This window comes from Sulfobacillus thermotolerans (assembly GCF_039623705.1).
In the GTDB taxonomy this organism is placed as follows: Bacteria; Bacillota; Sulfobacillia; order Sulfobacillales; family Sulfobacillaceae; genus Sulfobacillus; species Sulfobacillus thermotolerans.
In genome coordinates, this window is sequence record NZ_CP133983.1 from 915,690 (window position 1) to 941,704 (window position 26,015).

The window sequence follows — 26,015 nt, forward strand, 5'->3', positions numbered from 1 at the left end:
TTAGGCATAAACTTGTGCCTAATCTGTTGCGCTAGCTGTCATTCAATGCTATATTCAAGGTAGCGCAACAGGCGTGAGGTATCGTTTTGCCTACGACCGGAAAAAGTCTCCTAAAATCTGCATCCCGCTGAGCCATTCGGGCGGGGTGCAGATTTTTTCTCTAGTATGACTTCTCAGCATTTCTGACCAGTCAAGTACCTCCGGTTAAAGCCGGAGGCTTGTGAGAGCGTGCTTCGCCAGCCGTTTAGCGCAAGGTGCCCTCAGGGTACGAAAGACTAGCTTGGTCTAGTCACCGGATCGGGCAACTGTCTCCGGGGACACTCGAAGACCGCTGAGCCATCCGCCCGTGGCGGGGCAGAAGATGTGACGGATACCCCCCTCGTCTGTCACCCCTCTGGTGGCCAGCAGCGAAGGGTTTAAACGCGGCAGTGTGGTCCGACATCCGCAATGGGGTGTCGTTCACGTCGGCGGCACGATGGGTGGACGGATCAGTCTACATCGGATGTCTGATGGCCATCGTGTGACCCAAAAGGCCTGTCCCGCCGATTGCCGCGTGTTGACGTACAATGCTTGGAAATTTCACTGGGCTCCCCCATCGCCGTCGAAAGTAGCCTCGCCATTATCCGATGAAGAAAAAGTGCACCAATCCGAATCTCCCCGACTTGTGTTGCCGAGAGGCAAGTTATTTTTTCGAAAGCGGAAAGGGGTATGACACCCTGATGATGAGCGAAAATCGTGTCGCCGTCGACTGCGGCCACGGATGTGTGAAAGCCTTGACCGATCACGGGCAACGGTTGCTTGGTCCCAGTCTCATTGTCCCAGTGGTCGAGGGGGCCGAGACATGGGGCACACTGGACGCGGTCAAGCCGGATGTTGTGCAATGGGCGGGGCATGAGGCCAACCATTATTTAGTGGGCCAGGACGCGGCTCCCCATGCAGCGAGCTTGTTCAGTCGCGATAAAGCGGCCGATGTGCTGACCCGAGACTTGACGATGATCGCCGTAGGACGGCTCTTAGCGACATCGGGTCGAGTACGGTTGGCCGTGGGCGTACCGCTGGCATGGTATCTCCAAGCCCGTCGCGAAATTCCCGAAGCGTGGGCTGGGATCGTGACCGTGAACGGCCAGACCCTAACCATCGCACAGGTCGCCGTCTGGCCGCAAGGCGTCGCCGCGTTGCTGGCGGTTTTGCCGCCGACCGCATCTCAGCTAATGCGCAAGGATACTTGTTGGCGATGCCTCAATAGGGGTACGACGAGGGCGGCAAGGCAGAGACGCCACGCACCCATGCATGAATTAGGGCACGCTCTAGGCAATCGGATTTCCCATCGGAGTATCCTTGCGTGGATAATCTGTGCATCATGTGTGCATAGCCGTCGCCATTTTTCAGCCCTAGCCCCATCGTTTCCTAAATTTGGGCGTTCATCGTGCCGCTCCGCATAATTCTGATGCGGAGCGGCACGTGTATTCACCACGAACAAGGAAGGGCGGAGCGTCATGCGCATTGTTCTGTATTTGAATCCGGTCGCTGATGCGGATTTGATTGCACAAATCGTGGCATGGCCGTTAGGCACTCGCTCCCAACGCATCAAGCAGGCCTGGCGGGGGCAAGACAGGGACACGGAGAACTCGACAGACACCAGGATAGCCCAATTGGAGCAACGGGTCAGGGCTTTGGAATCCCGAGTGTTGGAGCCCGCTCCTGCACGACAAACGCTGCCTCTGCGAGGGTGGGGGGCCGACACCATGCAGGGATTGCTTAGTGGCTTGACCTCTCATGATGAGGCGCAGGATGAGGCGCAGGATAATGGGGACGGATCCAAAGCCACAAGGAGGAACAGCAATGATGTTACCGGAGTTTAATGCGGCGCGGCTTAGTTGGCGTCGATGGCATGACCATCCCGCTAGCCTTGAAGAACAGCGCACTTTTGGCCGTCGCTGGCGGTGGACGGCGTTATGGGAGAGCATATGGGACCAATGGTTGACTCGCGATGTGGTGATCGGATCGTTGGATGAGTTTGTGGTCAGCGCCCGACGTTTTTGGCACCCACTGGCATCGTTAATGCGTGATCCTGTGCCCTATGATCCGACGATCGAAGGAATCTGGCAAGACGTTCTTGGCGAGGGGCCTCAAACCTTGGTGACGTGGGCCGAGACTGCCCACGTCACGTGGCAGGCCATGAATGCGACACCGGGCCCCATGGCGGAAGTCTCATTGCCCCCCACAAAACAGTCCCGTGGCAAACGGTCGCCCACCTCCACGGGCGATGCCACCGCTGATGCCCTCTTAGCTCAATGGTTGGTGGCCATGCGAGAGCACGGGGTATCGAAGTCCTACAGTGGCAATTTGCGCCGTTACGTCGTGTTGGCATCCAACGCAGCGGGGGTCTTGCCCGAGGCGTTGGATGCTCAGGATCGTCGGTGGAACAAGGAAACGCAGACGGCGATTCTGCGCTATCAAAGTTGGCAGGCGCATCTGCGCTTGGAGGAGGGGTCCGCTTGGAAAAAGTAGCATGGCAAGTGATTGTCGCCGTGGATGCGGAGTCAAATGCAGACCTGGCTGCTTGGGTGCAACAGAATGGGGGGGAGGCGGTGCAGGGGGTTACAACGCTTGACACGGCCGCAGAGCTACCCGTACAATTGTCCGCTTACAAAACCGTGCCGGTCACCATTCTAGCAGCGACCACCTGCCCCGAATTAGTCCCGTGGGCTGACACCTGGGCCGCCGTGGGGCAGCAGCGCACGCCACCCACGCGGTGCATTTTGTTGGCCGAGGGGACTCCCGATGGGACCCCTGGACGGCTTGGCAGCTTGGCAGGTACGGCGTTGGCCCAATGGGCGACCGTGATTGAAGGACAGGTTACGCCCCCGGACAACGAAATTCTCTATGATTACACTGATATTGGGCACCGATTATGGGGTCCGTTAGCCCACGCCATAAAACGCCGAGGGCCAGCGACTTCGTTAACGGAGGGGGCCGCCGATCCGATGCCACATCCCGATACCATCAACGCGATGGCGTCGCAGCCTCCCAGTAAAAAGGGATTTTGGAGTCGCCTTCGTGGTGGGGCGGATTCGCAATCTTCCGCCGCTCGCACGCAGACAGCATTAGGCGCGGTGCCTCCGGGATCTAGCGGCACGCGAGTGGTGTTGCCCCCGTCCCGCTTGATTGTGGTGGTCGGAGGTAAGGGCGGGGTGGGCAAAACCACGGTGTCGGCGGCTTTGTTGCAATCAGCGGCGCAGGTGTACGGAGGGGCCGTCGGGCTTGATCTCGACTACCTGAAACCCAACCTCGCTTTGCACTTTTGGGGATCGGACGAGGGCCTCCCGGACTTAGGGATCTTGTTTGATCAAATCGAAGTGGCACGGTCTCAGCCTGGCGGACACGATCCCGAGATGGAGCGTCGGTTAGTGGACCAGTGGATGGATGCGCTCCCGCCTGCGGGACGCGGGCTGGTGGTGGTGCCGGGACCGCATCGCAACCGACTGCATCCTGCGTTCCCCCCGTTAGGCATTCCTGACCTGTTGATTGGGTGGGCCATGAACCAGGAGGAACCGGTCGTGGTGTGCGATACCGATCCGGCGCTTGATGAATCCGCCCAGACCGCCATTAAGCGGGCAGAACACGATGGGGTGTTGATTCTGGTGACCACCCCCGAGCAGGATGCCATTTTGGAGACAGACCGGGTTCGGCATCAGTTGCTCGATGGGTTTGGCTTCCCTGCGGAAAAAATGCTCTTGATTGTCAACCGGCGCGGCAGCCCCAAAGGGGGCGTGAGTGCGAAGGAAATTGCGAATCTCCACTTGGGGGGCATCCCCTTGCTGGCGGAACTCCCGTGGGTGCCCCAAGCGGCGCACCAAGCGTTAGCGAAACACCATCCTATTGAGTGGGGACGCAAAGTGCCATGGGAACGGGTTTTAGTCGAGGCTACCGGTCGCCCGGTCGCGTCCCAAAAGCGACGGTAGCTGCTAGCGTGGGCTTTAACAGGAGAGGAGAAGAAATGCGTGAGTGACATCAATCAATATTTGCATCGCCCCGGCAAGGCGGCGGCCTTGCGAGCGGATCATAGTCACGGGTCCCACACCGCCTATGCCACCTACGAAAATGCGGCGTGGGATTGGATCGAAGCTCATTACCCGGACATCATGCTCCACAAGGAGAGTGTGGCGACGGAAGTCGTCACTGACACCATTGCGCAGGCGGTCGCTCAGCTAAAAATTCCATCGAGCGCCACTCGTGCGGCGGTCGCGGCGAAGTTACGAAGTCGTCTCATTGGAGCCGGAGCCATCGATCAGTGGATGAACGATCCCAGCGTGACGGAAATTACCGTCGTCAACACCCGTGTGCGGGTACAACGCGACGGGCGGTATGAGGTCGTGCCGCCCCTAGTCTCCCCCGCCGAAGCGTCCAATTTAGCCCAGTTCCTATGCGACCGAGCTGGCGCGCGCTATCAGCCGGTGAATCCGTTACAAACCATTATGTGGCCGGGCAACGGGGCGCGAATAAACGTGGTTCATGAGAGCGTCAGCGGCAATGGAGGGCCTATTATCACCATTCGCAAACGGAACAAGCAAGCGGCCTTCGATTTAGCTGATTTGATTGACCGCGCGATGATGAATGACGAGATGGCGGATGTCATCATTCGGGCCATTCGTGGTAAGGCCAACATTGTCATTGCGGGGCCGACCAACACCGGAAAAACTACCGTCTTACGGGCGTTTGCCAGAGCCGCCATCCCTCAGTGGGAACGGGTGATCACGATCGAGGATATTGACGAATTGCAACTGGTAGATGTGTTCCCTGATTGTGTCAGCTTGGTCGGTCACGAGAAGTCTGACCCCGATAGCGCCGAACCGGACGTGTCGATCCACGCGCTTTTTGTCAATGCTCTTCGCATGACGCCGGACCGCCTGATCGTGGGAGAGGTTCGGGGAATCGAAGCCAAGGATGTCCTGGAGGCGGCGGCGACGGAACAGGGGGGGATGCTCTTTACCGTGCATCTCAACCGCCCAGAACTCTTGTTTCAACGGTTTCATTCGATGTTCATGAATTCCGGGCTGATGTTGCCATACGAAGTTGTGGAAGCGCAGGTCAAAAATGCTTTGAACCTCATCATCCAGATCAACCGCCCCGCCAATGAAGACGGGCGTGTGACGCGGCGGGTTACTGAGATCGCGGAAGTGCGCGACGATGGGACGATAGCCCCGCTGTGGCAGTGGGATGGCACGGATTGGCTTCCTCGCAATGCCTTATCCGATACCTTGGCCCGGCGTATGGCGCTCTATGGGAACCTAGGAGATGCAGAATGATTGCGGGGCTGATCGGAGGGCTGGTGGGCGCGGGGGGCTTAGGAGCCTTGATATGGTACACCACGGGAACCCCATCGTCGGCGGCCAAGCCTCGGGAACCCGACCCAGCGTGGGATCTTGGGCCGTCTTTAGCCCCTCGCCTGTTGGTGGGCCTTCGGATTGGGGCTGGGGTCATCGTGGCGCTGCTGGTGCTAGGGGCGACGCACAATATCGGAGTAGCGGGAATCTTTGGCGCCATGGGCGGGCTCATGCCCGTTGTGATATTACGCCGCATGGCCGCCACACGGCGGGCGAAGTTAGACACGCAAGCCTATACCTTAGCGAATTCCTTGCGGCTGTTGTTGCCGATTAGTGACAACGTGGTGAGCGCTTTGACCGACGCGATGCACAATGCCGAAGAGCCGCTCAAGAGTATCCTCGCCCAAAGTTTGCGTGCCGAGACGCGCCATACTGGAGCCGGGACGGAAATGATCCGGCAAATTGGGCGCGACGTGCGGCAAGCGGATCTTGAACTCTTAGGCGATATTCTCGTGCAAATTCGCACGCAAACCACACGGGCAAGTCGACTCTTAGAAGATCTCGTTGCCATGTGGGGCAGTCGTCTCCAAACCGAACAAAAGCGGTTAGGTAAAATCAGTGGGAGTACGCGGTTGGGATTCGGGATGATTGTGATTTCGGTCGGAATTCAGGTGTTCTGGCCCGCGTTTTCAGCCGGGGCTCGCCACTCGGACGGGACAGTTGTGGGCCTAGTCATGGGCAGCGTCGGAGCAGCCATGACGGCGGGGGCATTCTGGCTGCTCGATCGGGCGGTTCGCAAAGCGATGAATGCGGTCCGCTGATGAAGGAGGGACTATCGTGGACATTCGATTGAGCCTCGCCGTGGTCGTGGCCGTGGGGCTGGCTGTCGGGGTGGCATGGAGTTTACCTGGCCGCCGTCCGTTATCGTGGTTTACGGCACAGCGGGGATCGCAGGCGTGGAGCAAGGCGCTACTGATGGCCATCTGGACCCGCGTGACGATGGACAGTACCCGACGTAAAGCCAGTGTCATGGGGACGACGCCTCTAATGCTCTTTGCCACTATTTTAACGGCGGTCGCGGGAGGCGGGTTTCTACTGATATTGCTAGGGGTGCCGCTGATCATCTTGGTCGTCTTAGCGGTGGTAGCCCTGGTCTTAGTGCCCAATTATTTGATTCGGCGCCGCTTTACCCGATGGCAACGGCGCGTGGTCGCAGGATTACCGAGTTTTTTACATCACCTACAAATTCTACTGGACTTGGGGTTGCCGTTGGTCAACGCCGTCAAGCGGGCACGAAACCGTGTGGACGGGCCTCTGGGACGCGAACTAGATAAGGTGATCTTTCGGTTGGAACGGGGAGAGTCGGTCGGGGATGCTTTCGGGGCTTTGGCTCGGGATACGCAACGCATGGAAACCCTCGTGTTGGCGGCCACCCTGTCCACGGTCGCGGGGCGGCGCTTGTCGGGAGAAGCCCTAGCCCCGCTGATGGTGATGTTGGTCGCCGTCCAAGACCGCGAACAAGAAACGACATCGCAGTCGGTCGACCAAGTGGCGTCCATCATTCCGATCATGGCGACGTTTGGGGCTCTAGTAACCGGCCTCTACTTTATGTTAGCGATGGCCGTCAGCGGATTATCCGGGGTGTCGTTGTAGGGTTGGGGAGGCTCACAACCTAATAGGGGGAGTGGTAGTACGATGAATGACCGCCGTGATATCAACACGCCAGGGCCGACCGATCGGACTCTCGATGATCTGGATACCATGCTGACGCCGTGGTCTGATTCGGGGCGTGGCCTCCCGGCTTCCACGCCTCGCCTCTCCGTCCCCCTACCGCGCAGGGCGGACAGAACTGGGGCTGTGGTGGCGAGATGGTGGCCTCGTCGCCTCAAATGGATCGCATGGATATGGATTGGCGGCACCGTATTCATTATAGCAACGGACCCCGCCGCCCTGACGAGTCGAGCGATCATTGAGGCGTCGCTGGTCTTGACAATACACGTTGTGTGGGTTTTTGCTTATTATCTGCACACGCTCCGAGTTTGGGACGATGACTACAATGTTCCCTTTTCCGTGCTGAGCGCCGCTCAACAGCGCGTGGGGATGTCCTTGCAATGGGTGGTCTCGTTCACCGTCACGCTGATCACTGTGTGGGGACTTTTTGCCGTGTCCGGGGGGAACCATGACCTGACCACGATGTCGCGGGTGATGCCGCATGCTCTAGCCCCCCTCGCCCCTATTGCTAGGGGGCTGGCATCAGTCTCGTTGGGCGTCTGGTTGGGTCTGCTGGCGGTCGGGCACATGATCGGAGTGGTGGGGGTTACCCGAATGGCTTGGCACCACGTGGCATCGTAGCGGAGGGCCTGGCATCTAGGGACACAGAGGCAACAGGGCGCCGATTTTCGGCACCCTGTTGCCTCTGTGATAGGAATGAGCGTGCGGCCTCGTTGACGAAGGCTGCGCGCTGAAAGGAGTCCAAAACTATGTCATCGTCTCCATCCTCATTGGCATCGCAAGCCCTGCCAATCGCCGCTTTAGCGGTCGGAGTCCTAGGATTGTTAGCGGGGGGCTTCGCGTTGGGTGTCTTAAGTCGTTCACCCGCCCCCACCGCGTCCGCCCCCAAAGTGGTCACCCGAAATCCTTCGCGGTCTTCCCCACCTCCTGCTCAAGGGTTGGCTGCGGTGTTGCACACTACGCACCTGTGGGCGTTTCCGGTGGACACGTTACACGGCCACACCACCACGTTAGCTCATGGATCTCATGGCACGGTGGTCTTGGTCATGGCGTCATGGTGTCTCTATTGCGGATATGAAGATCGCTATGTCATTCCCCACTTAGTGAACACGTTGCCGCAGGTAACCTTCGACATCGTGGATGTCTCCCCCGAAGGGGGGATTGCCGATCCCGGCCCCCTGAATCCGCCGTTTTCGGGGCACGATGGCACCGGCGGAGCCTTAACCACACAAGGTATGGAGCAGGTGATGACCCGCTATGTCCACCAGTATCATGTGCCTCCGTCTGTTCACGTCTATGTGGCGCCTCCCGCGACGCAAGAGGCCTGGCGCGTCTCGGACTTTCCGACCTGGGTGTTTGCCAACAAAGCCGGGGTAATGACGAAACTGATTCCCGGCGCGACCGCCGTGTCGGGTTCCCGACGCGGGGTGGAGCAAGCGATCCAATGAGGCCCGATCCGCCCACAGCGGGTCCCACGCTCTCGTGGTCTGACGCGGATCTCGTCCAACGGTATCAAGCAGGGAACGAGACCGCGTGGGATGCGCTCTACGCCCGCTACGATCCGTGGCTTTGCCGGGCGAGTCGGCGTTATCGTGTGGCTGGGGCTGATCAGCACGATATCCAGCAGTGGATGCGGTTGGCTCTGTGGCAAGCGGTGCAATCCTACGACGCCTCGCGGGGATTACCCGTGCAGGGATGGGTGGCGGTAGTGGTTCGTCGGGCAATGGCCAACGTGATACGGCGCAGCCGACGGTATAGCCAATTGGTCTTTGATACAGCTATTTCGTTGGAAACGGTGAGCAATTCCGAGGAAGATAACCCCATCACCGTGGCCGACCGAATTGCAGCTCCGGGTCCCGATCCCGAAGCGATCGTCATTCAACGAGACACACTCGTTACCGTATTAACGGCTTTGGCCGAACGCTTAACGCCAACCGAGTGGCGGGTGTTGATTCCGCTTATGCGTCACGAACCTGTGCGCATCACAGCCCGAACGCGCGGGTTGACTTGCAAACAAGTGGACAACACTCGCCAACGAATTCGCCGGAAGGCCCGTCAGTGGCTATACGACGAAACGAGGGGTTAGATATCACGGACAACCGTCCTGCTCTGACGTAGTTTGGAAGGTGAAAGGATCTGAAGTGCCATGACTGCTAATTCTGTGAATGTCAAGACACCTGAAGGCACGATTACTGCGTGGGCTGATGGACCAGGCGAACCCTACCCCGGCATTACCATTGAAATTAACGGAATTCCCGCAGCAGTGGTCGAGTGGCATGACGTGTATCAATGCTTTGTTTTGCGCACCTATACAGATACGGGCGAAGAACCGCTCCACTATCACCGATGGGACGGCACGGCCATCGATTGACATCTCCGGATATTCTACACGCCATCGCGAATCCCAAAGAAGCTTGACGGATCGAGGAATTCGAGTCATACTATCCTCAACAATAAGCCCGTGAGCGGGCGGCTACCTTATGTCCCGGGTACGCCAAGATCCCACAAAACCTGCATCCCCTTCTACACGAAGGGGGTTACTTTTATTCCCCAAGAGGAGCGGGCACGGCAGGGGCCTCAAAGTCGGTTGTGTTTATCTCGGCATGCGCCGTGCGATCCCTAGCGTTAAGCATGGGAAGTGTCAACCGTAGAGAGATATTCCGAAATCCAAACAGAAAGGCGGAGCACGCATGCGCCTCTACTTGGCCGGACCGATGACCGGCTACCCCGACTATAACTACCCCGCGTTCTTTGCGGCGGCGGATGCTCTACGCCACGCGGGGTATACCATCCTCAACCCTGCGGACATTGGCCTACACCCGACGTGGACGTGGGCGGATTACATGCGCGTCGGACTAGACACTCTTACAACACACGCGGAGGCCGTAGCTGTCTTGCCCGGATGGGAAGCTTCGCGTGGCGCGCGCCTCGAAGTGCGTTTGGCTCGGCGGCTCGGCTTGCGCGTGCATACCGTCTTTACTTGGCACGCCCTCACGCCATTGTTTATTCCGCGCCGCTTTACGTGGTCCGCGTCTGCGGCCTCCGTGGCACGGATCCTCGACAGCCAATAAGGATCGGGCGATCCCGCAGGGGATGAGGGATGCGTGGGCTTGTCGCAAGAACCGCGCCGGTCACTGGTTTTGCTCTACCCGGAAACGGCCTATTTGGTTCAGCACCTCCGTATGGCATACTAGTGGTACAAAGGGGGAATCATACGTGTATTGTTTGCGACGCTTGACGGATCCCGCCGCTATTCGGGCCGCAATTACCCAACCGCCGCCGTTTGGCCCCGGGTGGGATGCGACAGCGGGGGACACGGCAGATACCTTGGAAATCTGGGGCACCACGTTCGCGGACCCCGTGGACTATGTGAGCTTTCGCCTCTTGCACGGCTCGCAGATTGTGCGGGAAATGCGCCTGCCAGGGTATTAGCTGGGGTGGCCCGGGTCGTGCGAGGCGCACGGCCCGGGGGGACTGAGTGAAATCATCTTGCCCTGCCAAAACAAAAATCCTGTCAAATCCGGTATCCATTGGGTTCCGGCGTTTCGACGCCCTTCGGGGCCTTTTTTTATGCGCTGTCGGCGCGGGCTGAGATGAGAATGTCGTTAGTCAGGGCGGAGTGTCGGGGTAAGCTCAGCACTGGAGATCATCCGACGCGACGATCCAAAAGATCCCCGTCTTGCTCGCGCCATTCGACAATGAGCTCAGCAGTTGGCAACAGCTGATGTAGAACGAGCCGGGGCAGACGGCCAGTAAGGAGAAACGAGACGATGCGCTTAGAATTTAACGGGGAATTGAATCGAGTATTCGACGATCCGGTGATGATCGACGAAGTGTGCAAAGCGTTTGGGATTACCGATCCGTTGGCGCGTACCGCACCCGAATTAAGAGTGTCCGGTGCGGGGACGCCTGAGGATCCGTTGCATGTGTTCGCGTGTTTTTACGTGGGGGAGCAACGCCGTTCCGAGTGGATTGCCATCCTCTAACGTTTCATTCTGGGTCTGGGGGCGTGCCCACGGCTGTTGGCACGGGGCCTGTGAGAGGAGTGTTGCGTGCCTACATTGGACCGTCGATCTGCCGGAGATGCGCAACAAGTCAGCGCAATTTGTCGGGGTGCTCGTGGCCGTAACCGGAACCGGCTATACCGTGCAGGGGGCTCATTATCGGGAATGATTTAGTCATTGGGATCTGATCACGCAACGGACTACGGTGGTAGGGGAGTGTGCGGAGGCGGTTGCACAAGTCGTGGCCCGCGTGTTATTGGGCCCCGATTCCGTGCCACAGGCCCTCCGCCACGGCTGATGCCAGCATGGTGCCACCTGAGACGGATTGCCCAAACCAATTCGGGCCGTGTGTTCGAGATCAGATAAGCAGGCGTTTGGAGAGCCTGTATCAGTTGGGGCGATGGGAGATGGATGCAGAGAATTAGGTATCGCTGAGCGTTGATACATGGTTCCTAGGTTGATAGAAAGCCTTGACGCTGCCAAATTTATCTGGTGGTGCCCAAGGCTTTTCCACCGCCCACTAACAGGAGGCTCGGCCATGTGGCAGGTGTATTGGCTCAATTGGATGGATATTTGGGATAGCGCAGCAGGCATCGCCTTTTTGTGGATTGTCTGGCAAAGCTACGGACCGTTGCTCCCCCACCCGTGGGGGCGCTTTCTGCAAAGTCTCTTGATCGTCAGTGCCTTCGGATTTTGGGCAGTGTGGGGCCGCAACGTGGGGTTGTTTGCCCCGTATTTAGTCCACCCGGCGATGCCCCCCGTCTGAGTTCGCACGGCTCATTCGGTTCGTTGACGCCATGTCCCGCAGGGGGCTAGCATTTCTCTCATCGTCGAAGTCGAACCCGGAGAGGCGGGGGATGCCGGGAGTCTGTTGACAAACCGCATCCAATTCTGTACCATACGAGAAAATTCGCAGGGTACTCGGGCATTTTATTGCTTTGCTTGCCCCAAAATGGCCTGAAATGTGCATCCCTTGTCCCGGTCTCGTCTGTGCCGCGCCACAAAACTTGTCTTAGATTTACGCTGAAGGATCCCAGTCTCAAACTCCAACGAACACGGCTTTGTGATCATTGTGATCAGGAGCCGGGTGGCACGAGGCATTCTGACATTGGCCAGTCATCACTATCACGTGGCCGAATGGTCTCCGCTCCGTGTGCGGGCTGAAATCACGACCATCATTTTTCAGCGGTCATATCGTCTCGCACAAGCGGACGCCAACTCCCCATGATAGGGCGCCTACCCGGGAGGTTCGCCTATGCCCACGCGGAGGGAGACCCCGCGACGACGGAGATGACCGTTCCTCCGGCTCTCCGCCTGCGTCTGGCGCTTGGATCTTGGGATGATCGGCGTCGGCATCTCTTGTGCCGACGCCTTAAGACAACGCTCTCTCGATTCGTTATACTGTTCTCAAGCGCCGATTCCGGCGTATTCTTCTGGAGGTGATTTCGATGACAACTGACGCGCTCGACGCCTTACTTCATGCGCTGCCTGATACCCACGCCACCGATGTGCTCACCTTCTATCTCCACGGCCTGCACCCGGGCGATGGACCTGTCGACGCTACGACCGTACGTGCTTGGCTTGATGATCTGCAAGAACATGTCACGGCGTTGCTCGATGTGTTGCCGCCCGCTTAATCACTCTCTCCCCCGTCAACAGATCGCCCGGCCCGTCTGATAGCGGCCGGGCCTTTTTTCACACACAAAAGGATCGTGCTGATAATTTACGTTCTCAACATTTGGCCCGAATATTTCCACCCGATTCTGACGGGCTACCGTCGAACTTCGATGCGAAACCGATATGCTGCGGGATCCCACGGGCCAGTGGTTGGCCCCGCGCTTGGCGGCGCTTTCGATTCAACTGCTGACGCCGCTGCTTGCTCACGCCCACCCTGCCAGGGGAACTCCCCATTCTAATCTGCCATGCGCTGCACCATGGCGATCATCGGCCCGGAAAGGAGAACTCAACTGATTCCATTCTATATCAAGGAGGCGTGACTTTTGCATGTGCCAAGACCAAGGTATTCCGTTGGGGGATGCGTACGGCGAGGGCCAGCCCGACATTACATTAAGCCCTACGACATCGCCGTCACCGCCGCGCTCATTGTGATTAAACATTATCTACCCGCCGTCGTCGTCACGTCTGATGGGGACGATGAGAAATGGGCAGACGGGCGGTTGGTGTGTATGATGGCCTGCGGATACGGCGAGGAGTTTCGGCTTGATTGAACCGGAGCGTTCTTCGTGTCCGACATATGTTGTGGTGAAGGGCTGATCAAGTTGTGCGCTTAGACACGTGGTATTTTCAACCATGGGCGTGGGTGTGGAGTGATTTAGAACGCGATCGGCTGGGACGATGGCTGGTTCCAGTGATGCTACTGACCGTGGGAATTCCTGGATGGCTAGTGGCTAAGATGCCGGGGGTTTTGGGAGCTTTCACGGTAACCGCCCTAATCATTATGGGCGAGCGTCTCGTGACGTTGCAGCGGGCGCGGCGAGACGGTTGGGACACGTTTTTTCTTGAACCGACGAGTTGGGCTGTCCGGCGAGCGACGGAACGAGCGGTATGGGGCGATCCCACGCATTGGGCGGATGTACCGCATTTTGAGCGCCATACCCAAGAAATGCAGTGGCCGTCTCCCCACGCGTTTGCGTCTCAGCGTCGGGCTGAATGGGATGCGGTCTATGCACAGGCCGCCGAACCGCCGCAATGGGTGCTTGTTTCCCATACGTTTTCGACGATTGGTTCGCCTCCGGAGGCATTAGGGTACGTCACCGTAGGCACACCTTTCACAGTCCTGCCTCGCCGGGAGGCACGAGCTCTCCCAGCTATTCAGCGCAAAATGTTTGGGCGGGTGGTTCCACGGCACGGACCAAGTCTTGCCGATCCCGCCGTGTGGCACGTGGTTACCGTGCCCCTCGATGGGGGACGGTTAAAGGCCCCTTGGAGCAGCGGTCATCAGAAGTGCTAAGCCGGACACTAACACGAGTTGGCCATAGAGGCCGAAGGCTACACGCCTTGGCCTCTTATTTTTGCGCGGCGCATGAGGACGCGCCCCGACATGGCTCACGGATGAGCGATAAATCTCACGGATGAGTGACAAATAGAAGGGGGAACTCCATGAAGACACTAGTTGTTTTGTATGCGTGGATGCACAGCCGCTTAGCGGCGAAGTCACGCGCAGCACGGGGCGGTGGATCGGTCGGGCCCATTTTGTGGGTGGTGCTGGCGGTGATCATCATCGGATCCATTATCATCTGGTGGACTAAAGGTGGTGGGTCGACCGATTTGTCGAATGTGCTCAGTAACTTCACGGGGTTGTTGAACGGGGCCAGCAGTTCGACGGCCGCTTAACCGCTCCCCTCCCCGCGACGCACGATACACGTCTGTCGCGGGGAGGGGCTTTTTGCGCGGTCGTGTCAGCGCCGATCTTCCCGATACGGCCCGTACAAGTTCAATGCCAGACCAATCCGAGATCGGGAAGGGAGTGCCGTTATGACGCCGATTGCGTGGTGGTTCGCCAGGCTCCAAAGCCGTTGGGCCGTCAAGTCTCAGACCGCACGAGGGGGCGGGTCGGTTGGGCCGATTTTGTGGGTGGTGCTGGCCGTGATTATCATTGGCTCCATTATTCTCTGGTGGACCAAGGGCGGTGGGTCGGCGGATTTGTCGAATGTCTTGAGTAACTTTACCGGGTTACTGAACGGGGCCAACAGTTCAACCGCCGCTTAACAACAAAATCGTGGGGCGTTGAACTCCCTCGGAGCGCTGGTCGTTCTTAGGGAGTTCAACTATTTGGGGTGCAAGGGGGCGCTGCCGTTGACTCAGCATAGGAGTGTGATCGAAGAATGGCTTATCCTCATTGGCCTCATTGGGCTCGCCGTCGTCGGGGGGTGGATCGTCAGCCACGGCGTGACCCCTCCGTACTTGATCGATCCCGGGTCGTGGCCTCCCACACCGACACACACCGTCGGCGGTGGGAGCCACGCGGGGGGTCCAGTCCTGGGGCCGCCCTTGATTTAATTGCGGGGATCGCGGTATTCGGGCTAATTTTGTCGGGCTTAACGAGCCTCGTGCAAGTGGGACGAGGATGGGAAGCCGCACAAAGAGCGGCGTATGATGCGGCTCAGGGTGTCGCGACGTATGGGTGTTGGACCAGCGCCGTCACACAGGTGGTAGCGAGCGACGTGCAGACCGTCAAGACGAGCGGGACGCCTACCGTGAGCCTCACATCCACCGCTAGTCAAAACGGGCGATCCATTTATGTGGGGAGTCAGTTCGATCCCCTGTTGACCGTACGGGTGGGGTTGCCGATTACGGTCGATTGGATCGGCGTGCGCTTGTTGCACGCAACCTTAGTGGGGCAGGCGACGGTGACGGCAGAGGACTTTTATCGCGAGGCATCGTTGGGGGAGGTGTCGTGTGAAACGCCGCAAATCTAACCGCTGGCTTCCTCACGGGGGAGCCAGCACTGCCAATATCTTAGGCTTAGTGGTGATTTTTACGATATTTCCCGTGGCTTTATGGGCGGGGATCGTGGGGATTACGTATATGGAGGTCGAGACTACAACCAATGCGGTGGCCTCCACCGTGGCGAGTGCCGGCTGTTGGAACGCGGCGAGCACGACGGCTCTGAATCACGGACTGGCCCCGTTGGCCCGATTATTGCCGCCGTCGCAGGTTCACGTCACCGACGCAACGGCCGCGTACACGCCGTACGGGCAGCCCATTGTTGTGACCCTGAGTTTTCCGGTCGCTGGATGGTCCGGTACCGGGCCCACCGGTCAGCCGATCCATTTCACCACGACACGACAAATGTTTAGTACCGCACCGAGCCAAGCCAACGAAGGGACGCCAACCTGTACCACCCCTCCGACGACGGGGAGTTAAAGGATGCCTAAAACTCGCGTCTGAATGGGGCGGCTGGCCCAACAAAACCGAGACCCGTTAGAACAGAAAAGAGGCGAATGGAATGCGACAGACGGTGGGCCGGGTCATACACTCCCGTTCCCGGGATATGCGCCCTCGGGGGGTTGCCTTGTGGGTGATTCAGATCGGGTTTTCGATGGTGGTGTTATGGGCGGTCATCGGGGCCGTGCTGATCGCCCGGTGGCATGGAGAATATAGTGAGTTGAAGTTAGCCCTCACGTCCGCAGTGCAGTCGGCAGCCGCTGAAAGTTTCCAACAAGAGAGTGCCGGGCAGATTCAATTGGATGCGACCTCCACGGCATCCAGTTTTGAAACGGCGTCCGTGAGTGCTTTAGGGGCGACACGCAGCGTGGCCTGCCAACCCATCTCGGGGGCACCCGACGTGTGCGCCCAAGGGGGATGGGGCGTGCCAGTCAATGCGGCATTGGCGGTGCCTAGCGTCGTCGATGTGAATTTGGTCAACAACGGCCATAACCATTACACCGCCACCGCCGTGATGGACCCGCGCCCGTTTTGGGGGTTACAGCTTCCAATCGTAGCGCAAGTGACCACCACGGTCAATTTGGGGTATAGCAATGCCATTCAAGGGCCGTCGTCATGAATCCCACGCCTAAAGGCACGAGTACAACATTTGAGATTCGGAAAGGAGGAGCAGGGGGCATCCCGGACACAGGTGGACGAGTGAGCCTGCTCCCTGCAAATAACCATGCAAAAATCCCTACGTATTGCCATTGCGGCGGGTGTCGCCGTGGCGGGCTTGGGGGCGTCCTTGGCGTTGTCGCAGCCCGCTCATCAAGTGGCGGTCGGGGTGTTATCTCGCCCAGCGAAGGCGGGCGTCGCCATTCCCGCGTCCGCCGTGACCACCATCACCCTGCCGGCGAGTGTGGCGCTCAAAAGTCATTTCTTAACGAAGGCTCAATTGGTGGGGTTTGTGCCCGCGTCCCCGATTTCCCCAGGCGTGCCGGTGGTGGCGAGCGAGCGACTGAACTTAACGGTGCCGTCGCAATTTGTCGCCTTGCCGTTAAGCGTGCCCGTGACCAACGCGGAAAACGTCGTTCCGGGAAGCCGTGTGGCCATTTATACCGTGCAAAATGGACAACAAGGCGGGACACTCGATGCGACGGGGGTGAAAGTCTTGAATGTCATGGCCCCAGTTAATAGCGGATCGTTGTCGTCCAACACGGGCGAAACCATTCTGATTGAGGCCCCGACCGTCGCGGCGGCCGCTCTGGTGGGCAGTACGCTGGTTCTGGCGAATATGGGCGGGCATCCGGCGACCCAATGGTATGTGACAGGACTCATCGCCGGAGATGGTAACGCCACACCCGCAGCGACGTCGACTTCGGCGGTGTCGGGGTCCAAACCATCAAGCAAACGGTAAACGCGTGTTGGCTCCTGGTTGGAGGACGAACCCACGTGATTTTCGAGGACCAAAGGCGACCATGACGATAAAACACGGAAGAAGTCAACTATGTGCGATGGGAACATGACAATCAAGAATTCGATTCACTGTATGACGCAAAGACATGGGCAGGTTCCACATATAGCGAGACAGGAAACCTGTATGATGGCTGTGCTTCACCAGATCGAAAGCTTGCCTATGCGTTGGCTTTTCTCCTAGGCACTTGGGGTGAGTGGCCAGGACCTGCAACAACCCTTGCCTTTCTATGCCTTTGGGTGGTAAACTATGGACATGGAAGAATACTTATCCATTGGCAAGGCGGCAAAGATTCTAGGCGTTACGCCTAAGACCTTGCGGCGATGGGAACTGGCGAAAACGATCCAGTCAGAGCGAACTCCTACGGGGTATCGCCGTTATCGTTCCGACCAAATCATGCGGCTTCTCACCAAACGCCAGGTGGGATTCGGTACCCGATGTGTCGTCTATGCGCGTGTGTCCTCTGCAAAGCAGTCGCGTGACGGAAACCTGGAGCGCCAAAAAGAAAGGCTCCTGGAAGAGGCCCAAAAACGCGGCTATGATCCGGTGTTGGTGGTGGCGGAGCAGGCATCCGGCATCAATGACAAACGGCGTGGTCTTTGGCGCGTCCTGCACCTAGCTGAAAAACGGGGCTTTGATGTGCTCCTTATTGAATTCCCGGATCGGTTGGCGCGCTTTGGCTATCGCTACCTGACCGAATATCTCCGGGCCTTTGACGTCCGGGTGGAAACCGCGCGGGATATGCCTCCGGCATCCTTCGAGGAAGAACTGACCCGTGATCTCATCACCATCCTGACGGTGTTCTCCGCCCGGCTCTACGGTAGACGGAGCAAGGGGTTCCGGAAGAAAATCACGGATACCATTCAAGAGCACCACGAGAAAGGCGGTGAATCCCCCTTTGGCCATAGCCATGAAGACCCTGATTCTGCCGCTCCTTGACGCCAATCCCGGCAAACTGGAGGCTTTGGAGTCGACGGAGGCCCTGTTTTCCCAAATGGTTCAGTTCTACCTGAACATCCTGCTGACCACCCCCTTATTCTGGGACACGGTGGTCAAGGTAGATCCCGCAACCGGCGAAATCCTTTCCGAACGTGCCCCTACCAGCAAAGACATCCTTACCCGGCTGGAATTTGTCACGGTATCCACTCCGGCCCATACCCATCCTTCTTATCCTCTCTCCAATGTTCCTGGTGCGGAGGATGCTCCGGTGGTGTTCCGCCGCGCGGCGATCAACCGCGCCATCGGCATCGCGAAGAGCTATCGCGCCAACCGCAAACGTTGGGAATCCCTGCCCGAACACCGTCGTGGGAAGGCTCCTGCCATCCCCACTGTCCGCTCGATGCCCGTCACGCTCTACCAGGGCATGGGCCTTCTGGTGCGAGAAGAAACCCGTTCCTTCCTGCGGGTGAAAGTTTGGGATGGTCAATCTTGGCGATTCGAGGGGTACCCGGTCGCCATCGCTCCCTACCAGCGCACCATGCTGGCGATAGCTGAAACGGAGCAGGCCCGGCTGGACGCGGTGCGGGCCGAGGCGCGGATGATCAAGAAGGCTGGCCGGGACGAGGAAGCCCAAACCTTGCTGGCCACCGAGGGGAGGCAACAGGACGGCATTCCCGTCATGGAGTCGGGTACCCTCTTTCATGATGGCAAACGCTGGCGATTCCACGTGCCCCTGGCCACCCCGATCCGCGTCAAACGGGCGAAAGACCAGCTGGCGGAAAATCCCGATCTGCCGGTGACCACGGTGGATCTCTGGGCGTGAACAACCTGGCCGTAGCAGTGGCGTTTCATGGCGCGAAAGTGAAAGGCACTCTCTTCGTTCCCGACGGCCGCACGAGCAGCGGAGGTTCCGCAGGCTCCAGGCCATCGCCGTCCGGCAACGGAAGACGGGGGGGGGACCCACCCAAGCGCCAGGCGAATCACCGGATCTGGGAGCATCTCAAGCACAGAGAGGACGCCATCGCCCACCAGGTCGCCCGCCAGATCGTCGATTTCGCCAAACGGCACGGCAGCCGGGTCATCGTATTTGAGGCCCTGTCCCGCATGAAAAACCCCAAGCGCACCGGCTGGATGAAGCGGCAGAACCTCCGCCGATCCTACTGGATGCGGGGGGGATCATGCGCTGGGTTCGGCACATGGCTCTGCACGAAGGGATCCTGGTCGTGACTCGGGATGCCCAGTTCACCAGTCAGGCATGCCCTCGCTGCGGCCATCTCGGAGCCCGGTTCTGCGAAGCCACCCGCCATCACCGCCGGGGCAAGGACGTGTTCCGCTGCTACGCCTGTGGCTGGGGCGGCAATGCCGACCTAGTGGGGGCCTTGAACCTGCGCAAGAAATGGCTCAAGATCTTCCCCTCCATCGCCACATTGCGGCATGAGCAGCAGATCCGGGAGGCCCAGGGCAAGGTCACGACTCGCCGGAAGAACCGGAACGTAAAAGCGACGAAAACCGGCCCGAACCGGACAGTGGCATAGTCCCTGTTCGGATACCAGAGAATCGGGAGGTCCGTTTTCCCCTTGGGGGATGCCCAGAAGGGCACCGGCTAACCACCAAACAGGCGGCAAGCGGTCATCAGCGGCCTGGGGATGCCGGAAACGGCGGGGAGGCCAGTGGTTCTCCCCCGGCAGGGCCATCGGTGTAGAAGCAGAGGCTTCGTACCTCACAGCATCGATGGCTCTACCCTGCAACCGGCTAGAAATGGCCGGAGTAACCGGGATGGAGCGGATAGTCGCTTCGTAAGCCGCTCTTCCTCCACACGAGGATCCTCCGGAAAGGGGCTGCCGTGAATAGCGGTTGTCCATATTTGTCCCAAGAATTGGGCAGCTGCTGATACCACGGGTTCGCGCACATTGCTCTATTGGTTGGCAATAGCGGAAGAAGAGCCATATGCACCGGCGCAAGGCCGAACCCACTGGATACTGCGTGACTGGCATCACAGCTTGCCGACTATGGTTTTGGCTCCCATCTCCCCAGATCCGATTGTTCTTCGTGCTGCGCGACGAGTGTATACTACGGCGAGACGGCTTTCTCTTTCTAGATGTGAGGGAATGCATGTTGATTCCGCCGAGGAACGGATTTTTCGTCGTTTTGCCCGGTTGTCGGAACGAGTGGAGATCCATTTAGGGATCAACGAGGAACCGTTTATCTCCATGGCAGCAACAGCCAAGAAGATCTTGGAACAGTTGCCTCGCGACAGTATAGCAGAGGGGATTCTAGAAGGAACGTTAGGCTCTGTTACGGTATATCGTAAACATGAGTTTGTTTTATGGTTGAGTGTTAGTGGTAAGCGCGTTGAGGTACAGTTTCCAAAAGAACTTCAGCTGACCGTTATAGAATGTTTAGGAAAGACAGCGCGTGCAAAGGGACGGATCGTCTATCGCGGTTTACATCCCATACGGATGACGGTAGATACACTGACATTGATTCCTGAATCCACGGATGTGCCATTGGAGGAGTTTTTTGGCATTGGACGAGACTGGTTTGGCAAGCAGCCTTCTGGTGAACTTACCTATCAGTTGTGGAAAAAAAACCATGAGTAAGGCGCCGATCATCTGTTTAGACTCTAACGTGTTTATCAGAATGCGCCGTAAAACTCCGCCGTTCAGGGCGGAGATACAAGGCGCTGACTCCGCAGGAGTCAATCCGGGGTTTCCTGTTGTTCGATGTATTGCCGAATGATGGAGAGGGGTGCTCCTCCAGCCGATCCGGCAAAATAACTGGGGGACCAGAGGCTGCCCCCCCACAGCGCTCGCTCAATGCTGGGATAGTGCTTCTTCCGGATCAGGCGGGAGGAGACGCCTTTGAGGCTATTCACCAAGCGAGAAATGGCCACCTTCGGCGGGTAGGTGATCAGCAAATGCACATGATCCCGCTCGCCGTCGAATTCTTCCAAGGTCGCTTCGAAGTCCTGGCACACGTCGGAAAAGATGGCTCGCAGGTCCTCCAAGATTTCTTTCGTGAAGACCAGCCTCCGATATTTGGCCACGAACACCAAATGCACATGCAGGTTGAAGACGCAATGTCGGCCAGTGCGATAGTCGCTTGAAGTAGCCATAGACCAAGTGTATAATAGCCGTAACGGTTCGTCAAGAAAGGCGGGATTCCATGCAAGAAACGACCGTCTTCACCTATCGGGTGTCCTTATCGCCGACTGAGTGGGCCAAGGCTACGGCGGCTCGGCGGGCGGCGGGTGATCTCTGGACCCGCTTGGTGAAAATCCATCGGTTCTGTCGACGGCGCCATTGGCGATGGCCCACCGAAGCCCAACTCAAGGCGCATTTCAGACGACGCTTCCCCCTGCACTCGCAAACCGTCCAAGCCCTCATCGAAAAGTTCTGCGCCACGATCGACGGGGTGCGCACGAAACGAAAACAGGGCGATAAGCAGGCCCGGTATCCCTGGCGATTCCGCCGCTATTTCAACCCGATTTTCAAAGGCCAATCGCTGAAAAAGGAAGGCTCGTCTCTGCTTTTGCCCCTCGGGCGTGGGCGTGAACCGATTCGGGTGCATCTTCCGGAGGCCATGCCGACCGGTACGATGGTGCAAGCCGAGTTGGGGTATGGGACGATCTATCTGACCGTCACCCGCACGATGCCGGAGCCCGTGCCGGTTCCCTCCAGCAAAGCGGGAGGGCTCGATATTGGCGTCATTCATCTCGGTATGGTGTCCGATGGCGAAGAAGCCTTGGCCATTTCCGGACGCGGGCTGCGGTCGGTGAAGCAGGGCCGCGCCAAAGCGCAGGCTCAGCTTCGCAAAAAGCGGGCTCGGACACAACCGGGGTCACGTCGCCGCAAACGGCTCAATCAAGCGCAACACCGCATGAGTCAAAAAGTCGAGCGCGTGACACGCAATGCTCTCCATCATGCAGCCAATCAGATCGTCGCCTTTTGTGTCGCTTACGGGATTACGATTCTGTACGCGGGAGCCCTCGGTACCCTCAACCACAAAAAAAGGCACCGCCGATCCCGGCGGACCAATCAGGATGTTGGGGCATTGGAATTCGGGCGTTTGGAACAGTACCTCGAATACAAGCTCCGGCGTCATGGTATCCAATTGATCAAGATCAGTGAAGCGTACACGTCTCAAACGTGTCCGCAGTGTGGCCATCTGAACAAGGTGGCAGGCCGCACCTACCATTGTCGCGCTTGCGGCTATCGAGCCCACCGCGATGGCGTCGGTGCGGTGAACATCCTCAACAAGGGAATGCATGGGGAGATTCGCCCCGGGGAGTTTTTGGTACCCCAACGGATCACGTATCGCCGTCCCGTTCCCCTCCAGGGAACGTTAAGGCGTAGTCCGGCTGAACCCCGGGAAATTGCTGGTGGGATAAGCGATAGCGAATCCGGTGCAGCACACCAGGGCCTCACGGCCCGTGGACGCAGCCATCGTGGTTCCCCCAGAATCTCCGCCCTTTAGGGCGGGGAGGTTCAACTCTCGATATATCGACAACAAGGAAGAAGTGAGGGTTTGCCATCCGCAATCGGTAGACGATCAACTAAAATTCGATATCTAATCTTACCGACTTGACTCTTTTATTTTGTAGGCCTATGGGAGCAAATGCCTATAGTCGATAAGTAAAGAGGATCCTCGAAGGTTAGAGTGTTCTTGGCGAATGTCTGTCGGTCTACGAACCCTGCAATCTGACGTACGGAGTAACCGTAGCTAACCTTTCGTTTAACGGCCCACGGTGTTACGCGATCATAGTATGGACAGGGGAATATCTATAGACTTCCCCTGGCGTCTTGCCTCAAAGTATCCACTAGCCGAAGGCGAACCGACGATAGTTAGACACGTGTTGCTAAAAGATTTAGGAACTCCTCACGGGGCCGCCAGTGACATTCTAGATTCGCGGCCCAGAGATTCCGCCGCAGTCACATGGGGCCTCAGAAGTCCAGCAAAACCTCTGTGCCCCGCTCGGACAGCGTATGATGCCGGACCTTACACCCTTACATCATTCAGCCTCTTTTGTTTAATTTTCCTACCCACAAAAGACTCGCAGATATTCCTATACCTCACGCTAGGAAGATCGGTGTTGTTTTTGTGCCTCCCTTCAGGAACGCACCACCAATAAGGAGCACTCGTGCTACTGAACGAACCAATTCTTGTAGGAATTGATTAGAGTGCGCTACATGCGCATTCTGCTACAATAGCATATGTCTAGTATATGGAAGGGGGGCTCCTTATGCCTGATTGGAAAAGCCTAAAAGATAAAGCCATGAACGCAGTGAGCAATGCGGCGCAAGAAGTGGATCATCAACTCGCGTTGACCAAATTACGCGCTGCCGTCAATCAAGCCCAAGCCACCCGCGATCGAGCCCTTGCACGCCTAGGGCAGTTGGGGCTGGGGAAAAGTGGATGTCGAAGAGGTTACGGGAGGCGGCGCAGCTTTCGTAGCCACGGTCGATCCGCACCCAGACAACAACAAGGAAGCTAGTCCGACTCCTAGCCCTCCAATTATCAAAGTGTTGCCGCGATACTTCATCATCGATCTCCCTTCGATACGATAGCTCGGTTACCCAATTATCTTCAGCATATCACAACATTTCAGAAGAAAACACGCGTGGAACATGATATCACCACGCTATTAAGGAATTGGCTAAAAAGGCAGAAACTGGGCGGCATGGCGCATGTGTCTCTGCCCATGCCTGATGCATCGCAAGCGGCTGTCTCTTGCATCAACCCGCCATTTTTGTTATCATTTTCCTAACAACTAAGGATTCGCGGGCATTCCTATGCCTCACGCTAGGAACACCCGCGTTTTTTGTGCATCCCCTGCGGGAACGCACCACCAATAAGGAGGCAGATCATTATGACCACCATTAAACTTTGGAGTGCTAGCGTCATAGCCGCTCTGTTGGCGGGCGGCCTCGCGGGGTGTGGCACCCAACAGGCCGGGACGCATCCCCCTGCAAAGACAACGACTCCGAAGATGCACGCAGTGAGCAGTACGACGAACACGGGATTGATGTCATGTTGCAGCAGGAAGCGGCCAACATTCCGGGGGTCGCATTGACGGGACCGAATGCGGGTACGTTCACCCTAACAGCCTTAAACGGCCCCTTGCAAAAGAAATACGGCGGTCCGACGGTTCCTGCGACGCTCACAGCAGCGGGTGTGCATATTCCGAATTTGCCCGCCAACGGCTCCGTCCAAGGCGTCACGGCGTTTGTGAAGGCCCTTTGGCCGGTGATAGAAGCTCATCACGCTTTCCCCGGCATGACGCAGGCGGTGTTCGAGCAAGGCGTGGAAGTGGCGGCGGAGTTTGCAAATGCCGAGAACGGTAACGATCCTGCTGCAACCTTGAAATTAGTGTTGGGCCCGGCTCACCCAACCGTAAGCAATGTGACGGGATTGCAGTCTTTTGGAAGTGGGATCGAACCAGACTATACAACCTCCATGACGTTAGGAAATGCACCTCAACGTCAGTACACCTATAGTGCGTGGACGCAAGTGCTCACACCTACAACCAAGACCCAAGGTGTACTGGCTGCCAATTGGGAGACAGAGGGAGGTGTATTACCAAACGGGATGCCAGCTCCCGAGTGGTCGATGGTGTTGGCGAATGTGATTCAAGTGCATAAGGTCTTTGCCACGTGGGATCACAGTAAGTACGAGGTCGGCAACCAATACTATCTGGAATCACAGATACAACTGGAGTATATGTCGAACGGGAAAGGCAGTGGACAATGGTTCGTGGCTGATTCGCAAGCAGTGGCCCGTTCCCATGTGGTGGGGGTGTATTCTGTACAGGCATAAACCACCAAGGAGGTCGTTTATGAAATATAAGCACTCACCTATTGCCCCGCGAGTCCCCCAGCTAGTATTGCTAGCCGGGGGACTCGCGGTTAGTCTAGGATTTGCTGGCGGCATGGCTTTTGCCGCTAGTGGGATTGGCACGGTCGCAACAGGAGGCACCACCATCACCTCCAAGATCTCCCCCGTCACGGGCACGGGTGCCCTCCTCAGCAATTCGGTCAATCAGAATCACGTGAGTCTCGGTCGCGGGCCGTTCGAACCCTTGAATCCGCACGGTCCCAATGGCTCAAAGACAGCAGGTGCTCCGCCGGGATCTGTGCCGCCGACGCTCCCGGCGGGCTACGTGACCATCACGCCGGTGACCCCTTGGTATTTCAACGGCTGTATGCCCAACCCGCCTGTGTCGGTGGTGGCTCCGAATTCGGATGTCGGCTTCACAGGGGATACCTTGGCACCGGGGGAACCCGGGTGGGTGGCGCGGATTGCGCCGCCGTCGCAAAATGCGTTGGTCATTCCGTTCAATGCTCCGAAGAACTTACCGGGCGGATCGAGTTTAGCCGGGTATCCAGCCCAACCCGCGCCGGTGCTCTGGGGCAACATGGAGCAATTGGGGGCCGTGGGGGTCTTGATTCCCGGCCCAGGATGGGGCATTGAATCCCAAGAACTGCAAAAATGGTGGCACTATCTCGTCACCACGAAAGACGGGATCACGTGGGACACCGTCGCGGACGGTTCGCCCTATTGGGTGGCCCGAGAAGTGTACTATGTGAATGCGTGTCCGTATCCGATTGTGACCATTACATCGAACTGACCAACACCGGGCGTCAAGTCCTG

General features: G+C 58.0%; 34 protein-coding genes. 33 read left to right on the top strand and 1 reads right to left on the bottom strand.

Annotation, left to right across the window (positions count from 1 at the left end; all coding sequences use genetic code 11):
• Nucleotides 1-719: 719 nt before the first annotated feature.
• From ORD20_RS04645 to ORD20_RS04785, 29 genes are all read left to right on the top strand, one after another.
• Complete coding sequence (locus tag ORD20_RS04645; RefSeq protein ID WP_430626549.1) at nt 720-1,442, top strand: hypothetical protein; 723 nt, start codon at nt 720-722, stop codon at nt 1,440-1,442.
• Nucleotides 1,443-1,496: 54 nt separating this feature from the next.
• On the top strand, nt 1,497-1,862 hold the full coding sequence (locus ORD20_RS04650; RefSeq protein WP_103373792.1) for a hypothetical protein: 366 nt from the start codon (nt 1,497-1,499) through the stop codon (nt 1,860-1,862).
• Nucleotides 1,843-2,511 carry a hypothetical protein gene (locus tag ORD20_RS04655; RefSeq protein WP_158246089.1) on the top strand — a complete coding sequence of 223 codons (669 nt, stop codon included), beginning with the start codon at nt 1,843-1,845 and terminating at the stop codon, nt 2,509-2,511. Before ORD20_RS04650 ends, ORD20_RS04655 begins: the two co-directional genes overlap by 20 nt.
• Nucleotides 2,499-3,965 (top strand): MinD/ParA family ATP-binding protein, encoded by a 1,467-nt coding sequence (locus tag ORD20_RS04660; protein ID WP_158246090.1) that lies wholly within the window; start codon nt 2,499-2,501, stop codon nt 3,963-3,965. The genes ORD20_RS04655 and ORD20_RS04660 overlap by 13 nt, the downstream gene beginning before the upstream one ends.
• A 39-nt stretch (nt 3,966-4,004) precedes the next feature.
• Nucleotides 4,005-5,309 carry a CpaF family protein gene (locus tag ORD20_RS04665; RefSeq protein ID WP_103373794.1) on the top strand — a complete coding sequence of 435 codons (1,305 nt, stop codon included), beginning with the start codon at nt 4,005-4,007 and terminating at the stop codon, nt 5,307-5,309.
• On the top strand, nt 5,306-6,148 hold the full coding sequence (locus ORD20_RS04670) for a hypothetical protein (protein ID WP_103373795.1): 843 nt from the start codon (nt 5,306-5,308) through the stop codon (nt 6,146-6,148). The genes ORD20_RS04665 and ORD20_RS04670 overlap by 4 nt, the downstream gene beginning before the upstream one ends.
• A gap of 16 nt (nt 6,149-6,164) precedes the next feature.
• Nucleotides 6,165-6,980, top strand: coding sequence for a type II secretion system F family protein (locus ORD20_RS04675; RefSeq protein ID WP_158246091.1), 816 nt, complete (start codon nt 6,165-6,167; stop codon nt 6,978-6,980).
• Nucleotides 6,981-7,022: 42 nt separating this feature from the next.
• Nucleotides 7,023-7,679: a hypothetical protein gene (locus ORD20_RS04680; RefSeq protein ID WP_103373797.1), complete on the top strand. Its 657-nt coding sequence runs from the start codon at nt 7,023-7,025 to the stop codon at nt 7,677-7,679.
• Nucleotides 7,680-7,807: 128 nt separating this feature from the next.
• Nucleotides 7,808-8,506 carry a hypothetical protein gene (locus tag ORD20_RS04685; protein WP_103373798.1) on the top strand — a complete coding sequence of 233 codons (699 nt, stop codon included), beginning with the start codon at nt 7,808-7,810 and terminating at the stop codon, nt 8,504-8,506.
• Complete coding sequence (locus ORD20_RS04690; protein WP_103373799.1) at nt 8,503-9,144, top strand: sigma-70 family RNA polymerase sigma factor; 642 nt, start codon at nt 8,503-8,505, stop codon at nt 9,142-9,144. Before ORD20_RS04685 ends, ORD20_RS04690 begins: the two co-directional genes overlap by 4 nt.
• 60 nt (nt 9,145-9,204) lie before the next feature.
• The gene (locus tag ORD20_RS04695; protein WP_103373800.1) at nt 9,205-9,429 is read left to right on the top strand and encodes a hypothetical protein; all 225 of its coding nucleotides are present in this window, start codon (nt 9,205-9,207) and stop codon (nt 9,427-9,429) included.
• Nucleotides 9,430-9,748: 319 nt separating this feature from the next.
• Nucleotides 9,749-10,129 carry a DUF4406 domain-containing protein gene (locus tag ORD20_RS04700; RefSeq protein WP_103373801.1) on the top strand — a complete coding sequence of 127 codons (381 nt, stop codon included), beginning with the start codon at nt 9,749-9,751 and terminating at the stop codon, nt 10,127-10,129.
• A 145-nt stretch (nt 10,130-10,274) separates the two neighbouring features.
• Nucleotides 10,275-10,490: a hypothetical protein gene (locus ORD20_RS04705; protein WP_103373802.1), complete on the top strand. Its 216-nt coding sequence runs from the start codon at nt 10,275-10,277 to the stop codon at nt 10,488-10,490.
• Nucleotides 10,491-10,828: 338 nt separating this feature from the next.
• Complete coding sequence (locus ORD20_RS04710) at nt 10,829-11,044, top strand: hypothetical protein (protein WP_103373803.1); 216 nt, start codon at nt 10,829-10,831, stop codon at nt 11,042-11,044.
• Nucleotides 11,045-11,600: 556 nt separating this feature from the next.
• Nucleotides 11,601-11,828, top strand: a complete 228-nt coding sequence (locus ORD20_RS04715; protein WP_103373804.1) for a hypothetical protein — start codon at nt 11,601-11,603, stop codon at nt 11,826-11,828.
• A 321-nt stretch (nt 11,829-12,149) separates the two neighbouring features.
• Nucleotides 12,150-12,290 carry a hypothetical protein gene (locus ORD20_RS04720; protein ID WP_158246092.1) on the top strand — a complete coding sequence of 47 codons (141 nt, stop codon included), beginning with the start codon at nt 12,150-12,152 and terminating at the stop codon, nt 12,288-12,290.
• A gap of 220 nt (nt 12,291-12,510) precedes the next feature.
• Entirely contained in the window at nt 12,511-12,699 is a 189-nt protein-coding gene (locus tag ORD20_RS04725; RefSeq protein ID WP_103373805.1) for a hypothetical protein, read from the top strand.
• Nucleotides 12,700-13,068: 369 nt separating this feature from the next.
• On the top strand, nt 13,069-13,290 hold the full coding sequence (locus ORD20_RS04730; RefSeq protein WP_430626550.1) for a hypothetical protein: 222 nt from the start codon (nt 13,069-13,071) through the stop codon (nt 13,288-13,290).
• A 53-nt stretch (nt 13,291-13,343) separates the two neighbouring features.
• Nucleotides 13,344-14,033, top strand: coding sequence for a hypothetical protein (locus ORD20_RS04735; protein ID WP_103373807.1), 690 nt, complete (start codon nt 13,344-13,346; stop codon nt 14,031-14,033).
• Nucleotides 14,034-14,182: 149 nt separating this feature from the next.
• Complete coding sequence (locus ORD20_RS04740; RefSeq protein WP_103373808.1) at nt 14,183-14,416, top strand: hypothetical protein; 234 nt, start codon at nt 14,183-14,185, stop codon at nt 14,414-14,416.
• 141 nt (nt 14,417-14,557) lie between these two features.
• Entirely contained in the window at nt 14,558-14,791 is a 234-nt protein-coding gene (locus ORD20_RS04745) for a hypothetical protein (protein WP_103373809.1), read from the top strand.
• Between the two features lie 116 nt (nt 14,792-14,907).
• Nucleotides 14,908-15,501, top strand: a complete 594-nt coding sequence (locus ORD20_RS04750; protein ID WP_103373810.1) for a hypothetical protein — start codon at nt 14,908-14,910, stop codon at nt 15,499-15,501.
• Nucleotides 15,482-15,949: a hypothetical protein gene (locus ORD20_RS04755; protein ID WP_103373811.1), complete on the top strand. Its 468-nt coding sequence runs from the start codon at nt 15,482-15,484 to the stop codon at nt 15,947-15,949. The genes ORD20_RS04750 and ORD20_RS04755 overlap by 20 nt, the downstream gene beginning before the upstream one ends.
• Nucleotides 15,950-16,031: 82 nt before the next feature.
• On the top strand, nt 16,032-16,589 hold the full coding sequence (locus tag ORD20_RS04760; RefSeq protein ID WP_103373812.1) for a hypothetical protein: 558 nt from the start codon (nt 16,032-16,034) through the stop codon (nt 16,587-16,589).
• A 105-nt stretch (nt 16,590-16,694) separates the two neighbouring features.
• Complete coding sequence (locus ORD20_RS04765) at nt 16,695-17,369, top strand: SAF domain-containing protein (protein ID WP_103373813.1); 675 nt, start codon at nt 16,695-16,697, stop codon at nt 17,367-17,369.
• Between the two features lie 306 nt (nt 17,370-17,675).
• Entirely contained in the window at nt 17,676-18,365 is a 690-nt protein-coding gene (locus ORD20_RS04770) for an IS607 family transposase (RefSeq protein ID WP_103377028.1), read from the top strand.
• Entirely contained in the window at nt 18,325-19,188 is an 864-nt protein-coding gene (locus ORD20_RS04775; protein ID WP_430626551.1) for a hypothetical protein, read from the top strand. Before ORD20_RS04770 ends, ORD20_RS04775 begins: the two co-directional genes overlap by 41 nt.
• 355 nt (nt 19,189-19,543) lie before the next feature.
• Nucleotides 19,544-19,900, top strand: a complete 357-nt coding sequence (locus tag ORD20_RS04780) for a zinc ribbon domain-containing protein (RefSeq protein ID WP_430626552.1) — start codon at nt 19,544-19,546, stop codon at nt 19,898-19,900.
• Nucleotides 19,901-20,473: 573 nt separating this feature from the next.
• Nucleotides 20,474-20,965: a hypothetical protein gene (locus ORD20_RS04785; protein WP_430626553.1), complete on the top strand. Its 492-nt coding sequence runs from the start codon at nt 20,474-20,476 to the stop codon at nt 20,963-20,965.
• Between the two features lie 98 nt (nt 20,966-21,063).
• Here ORD20_RS04785 and tnpA read toward each other — a convergent pair whose 3' ends face one another.
• Complete coding sequence (gene tnpA, locus ORD20_RS04790; protein WP_103376768.1) at nt 21,064-21,480, bottom strand: IS200/IS605 family transposase; 417 nt, start codon at nt 21,478-21,480, stop codon at nt 21,064-21,066.
• 50 nt (nt 21,481-21,530) lie between these two features.
• Between tnpA and ORD20_RS04795 the strand changes: the two genes are divergently transcribed.
• The 4 genes from ORD20_RS04795 (at nt 21,531) to ORD20_RS04810 (ending at nt 25,992) form a co-directional block, all read left to right on the top strand.
• Nucleotides 21,531-22,841 carry an RNA-guided endonuclease InsQ/TnpB family protein gene (locus ORD20_RS04795; RefSeq protein WP_103376767.1) on the top strand — a complete coding sequence of 437 codons (1,311 nt, stop codon included), beginning with the start codon at nt 21,531-21,533 and terminating at the stop codon, nt 22,839-22,841.
• Between the two features lie 766 nt (nt 22,842-23,607).
• Nucleotides 23,608-23,859, top strand: a complete 252-nt coding sequence (locus tag ORD20_RS04800) for a hypothetical protein (RefSeq protein WP_430626554.1) — start codon at nt 23,608-23,610, stop codon at nt 23,857-23,859.
• 440 nt (nt 23,860-24,299) lie between these two features.
• On the top strand, nt 24,300-25,181 hold the full coding sequence (locus ORD20_RS04805; protein WP_430626555.1) for a hypothetical protein: 882 nt from the start codon (nt 24,300-24,302) through the stop codon (nt 25,179-25,181).
• 19 nt (nt 25,182-25,200) lie between these two features.
• A complete protein-coding gene (locus ORD20_RS04810; RefSeq protein WP_103376763.1) occupies nt 25,201-25,992 on the top strand; it encodes a hypothetical protein in 792 nt (263 codons plus the stop codon).
• The last annotated feature ends 23 nt before the right edge of the window (nt 25,993-26,015 follow it).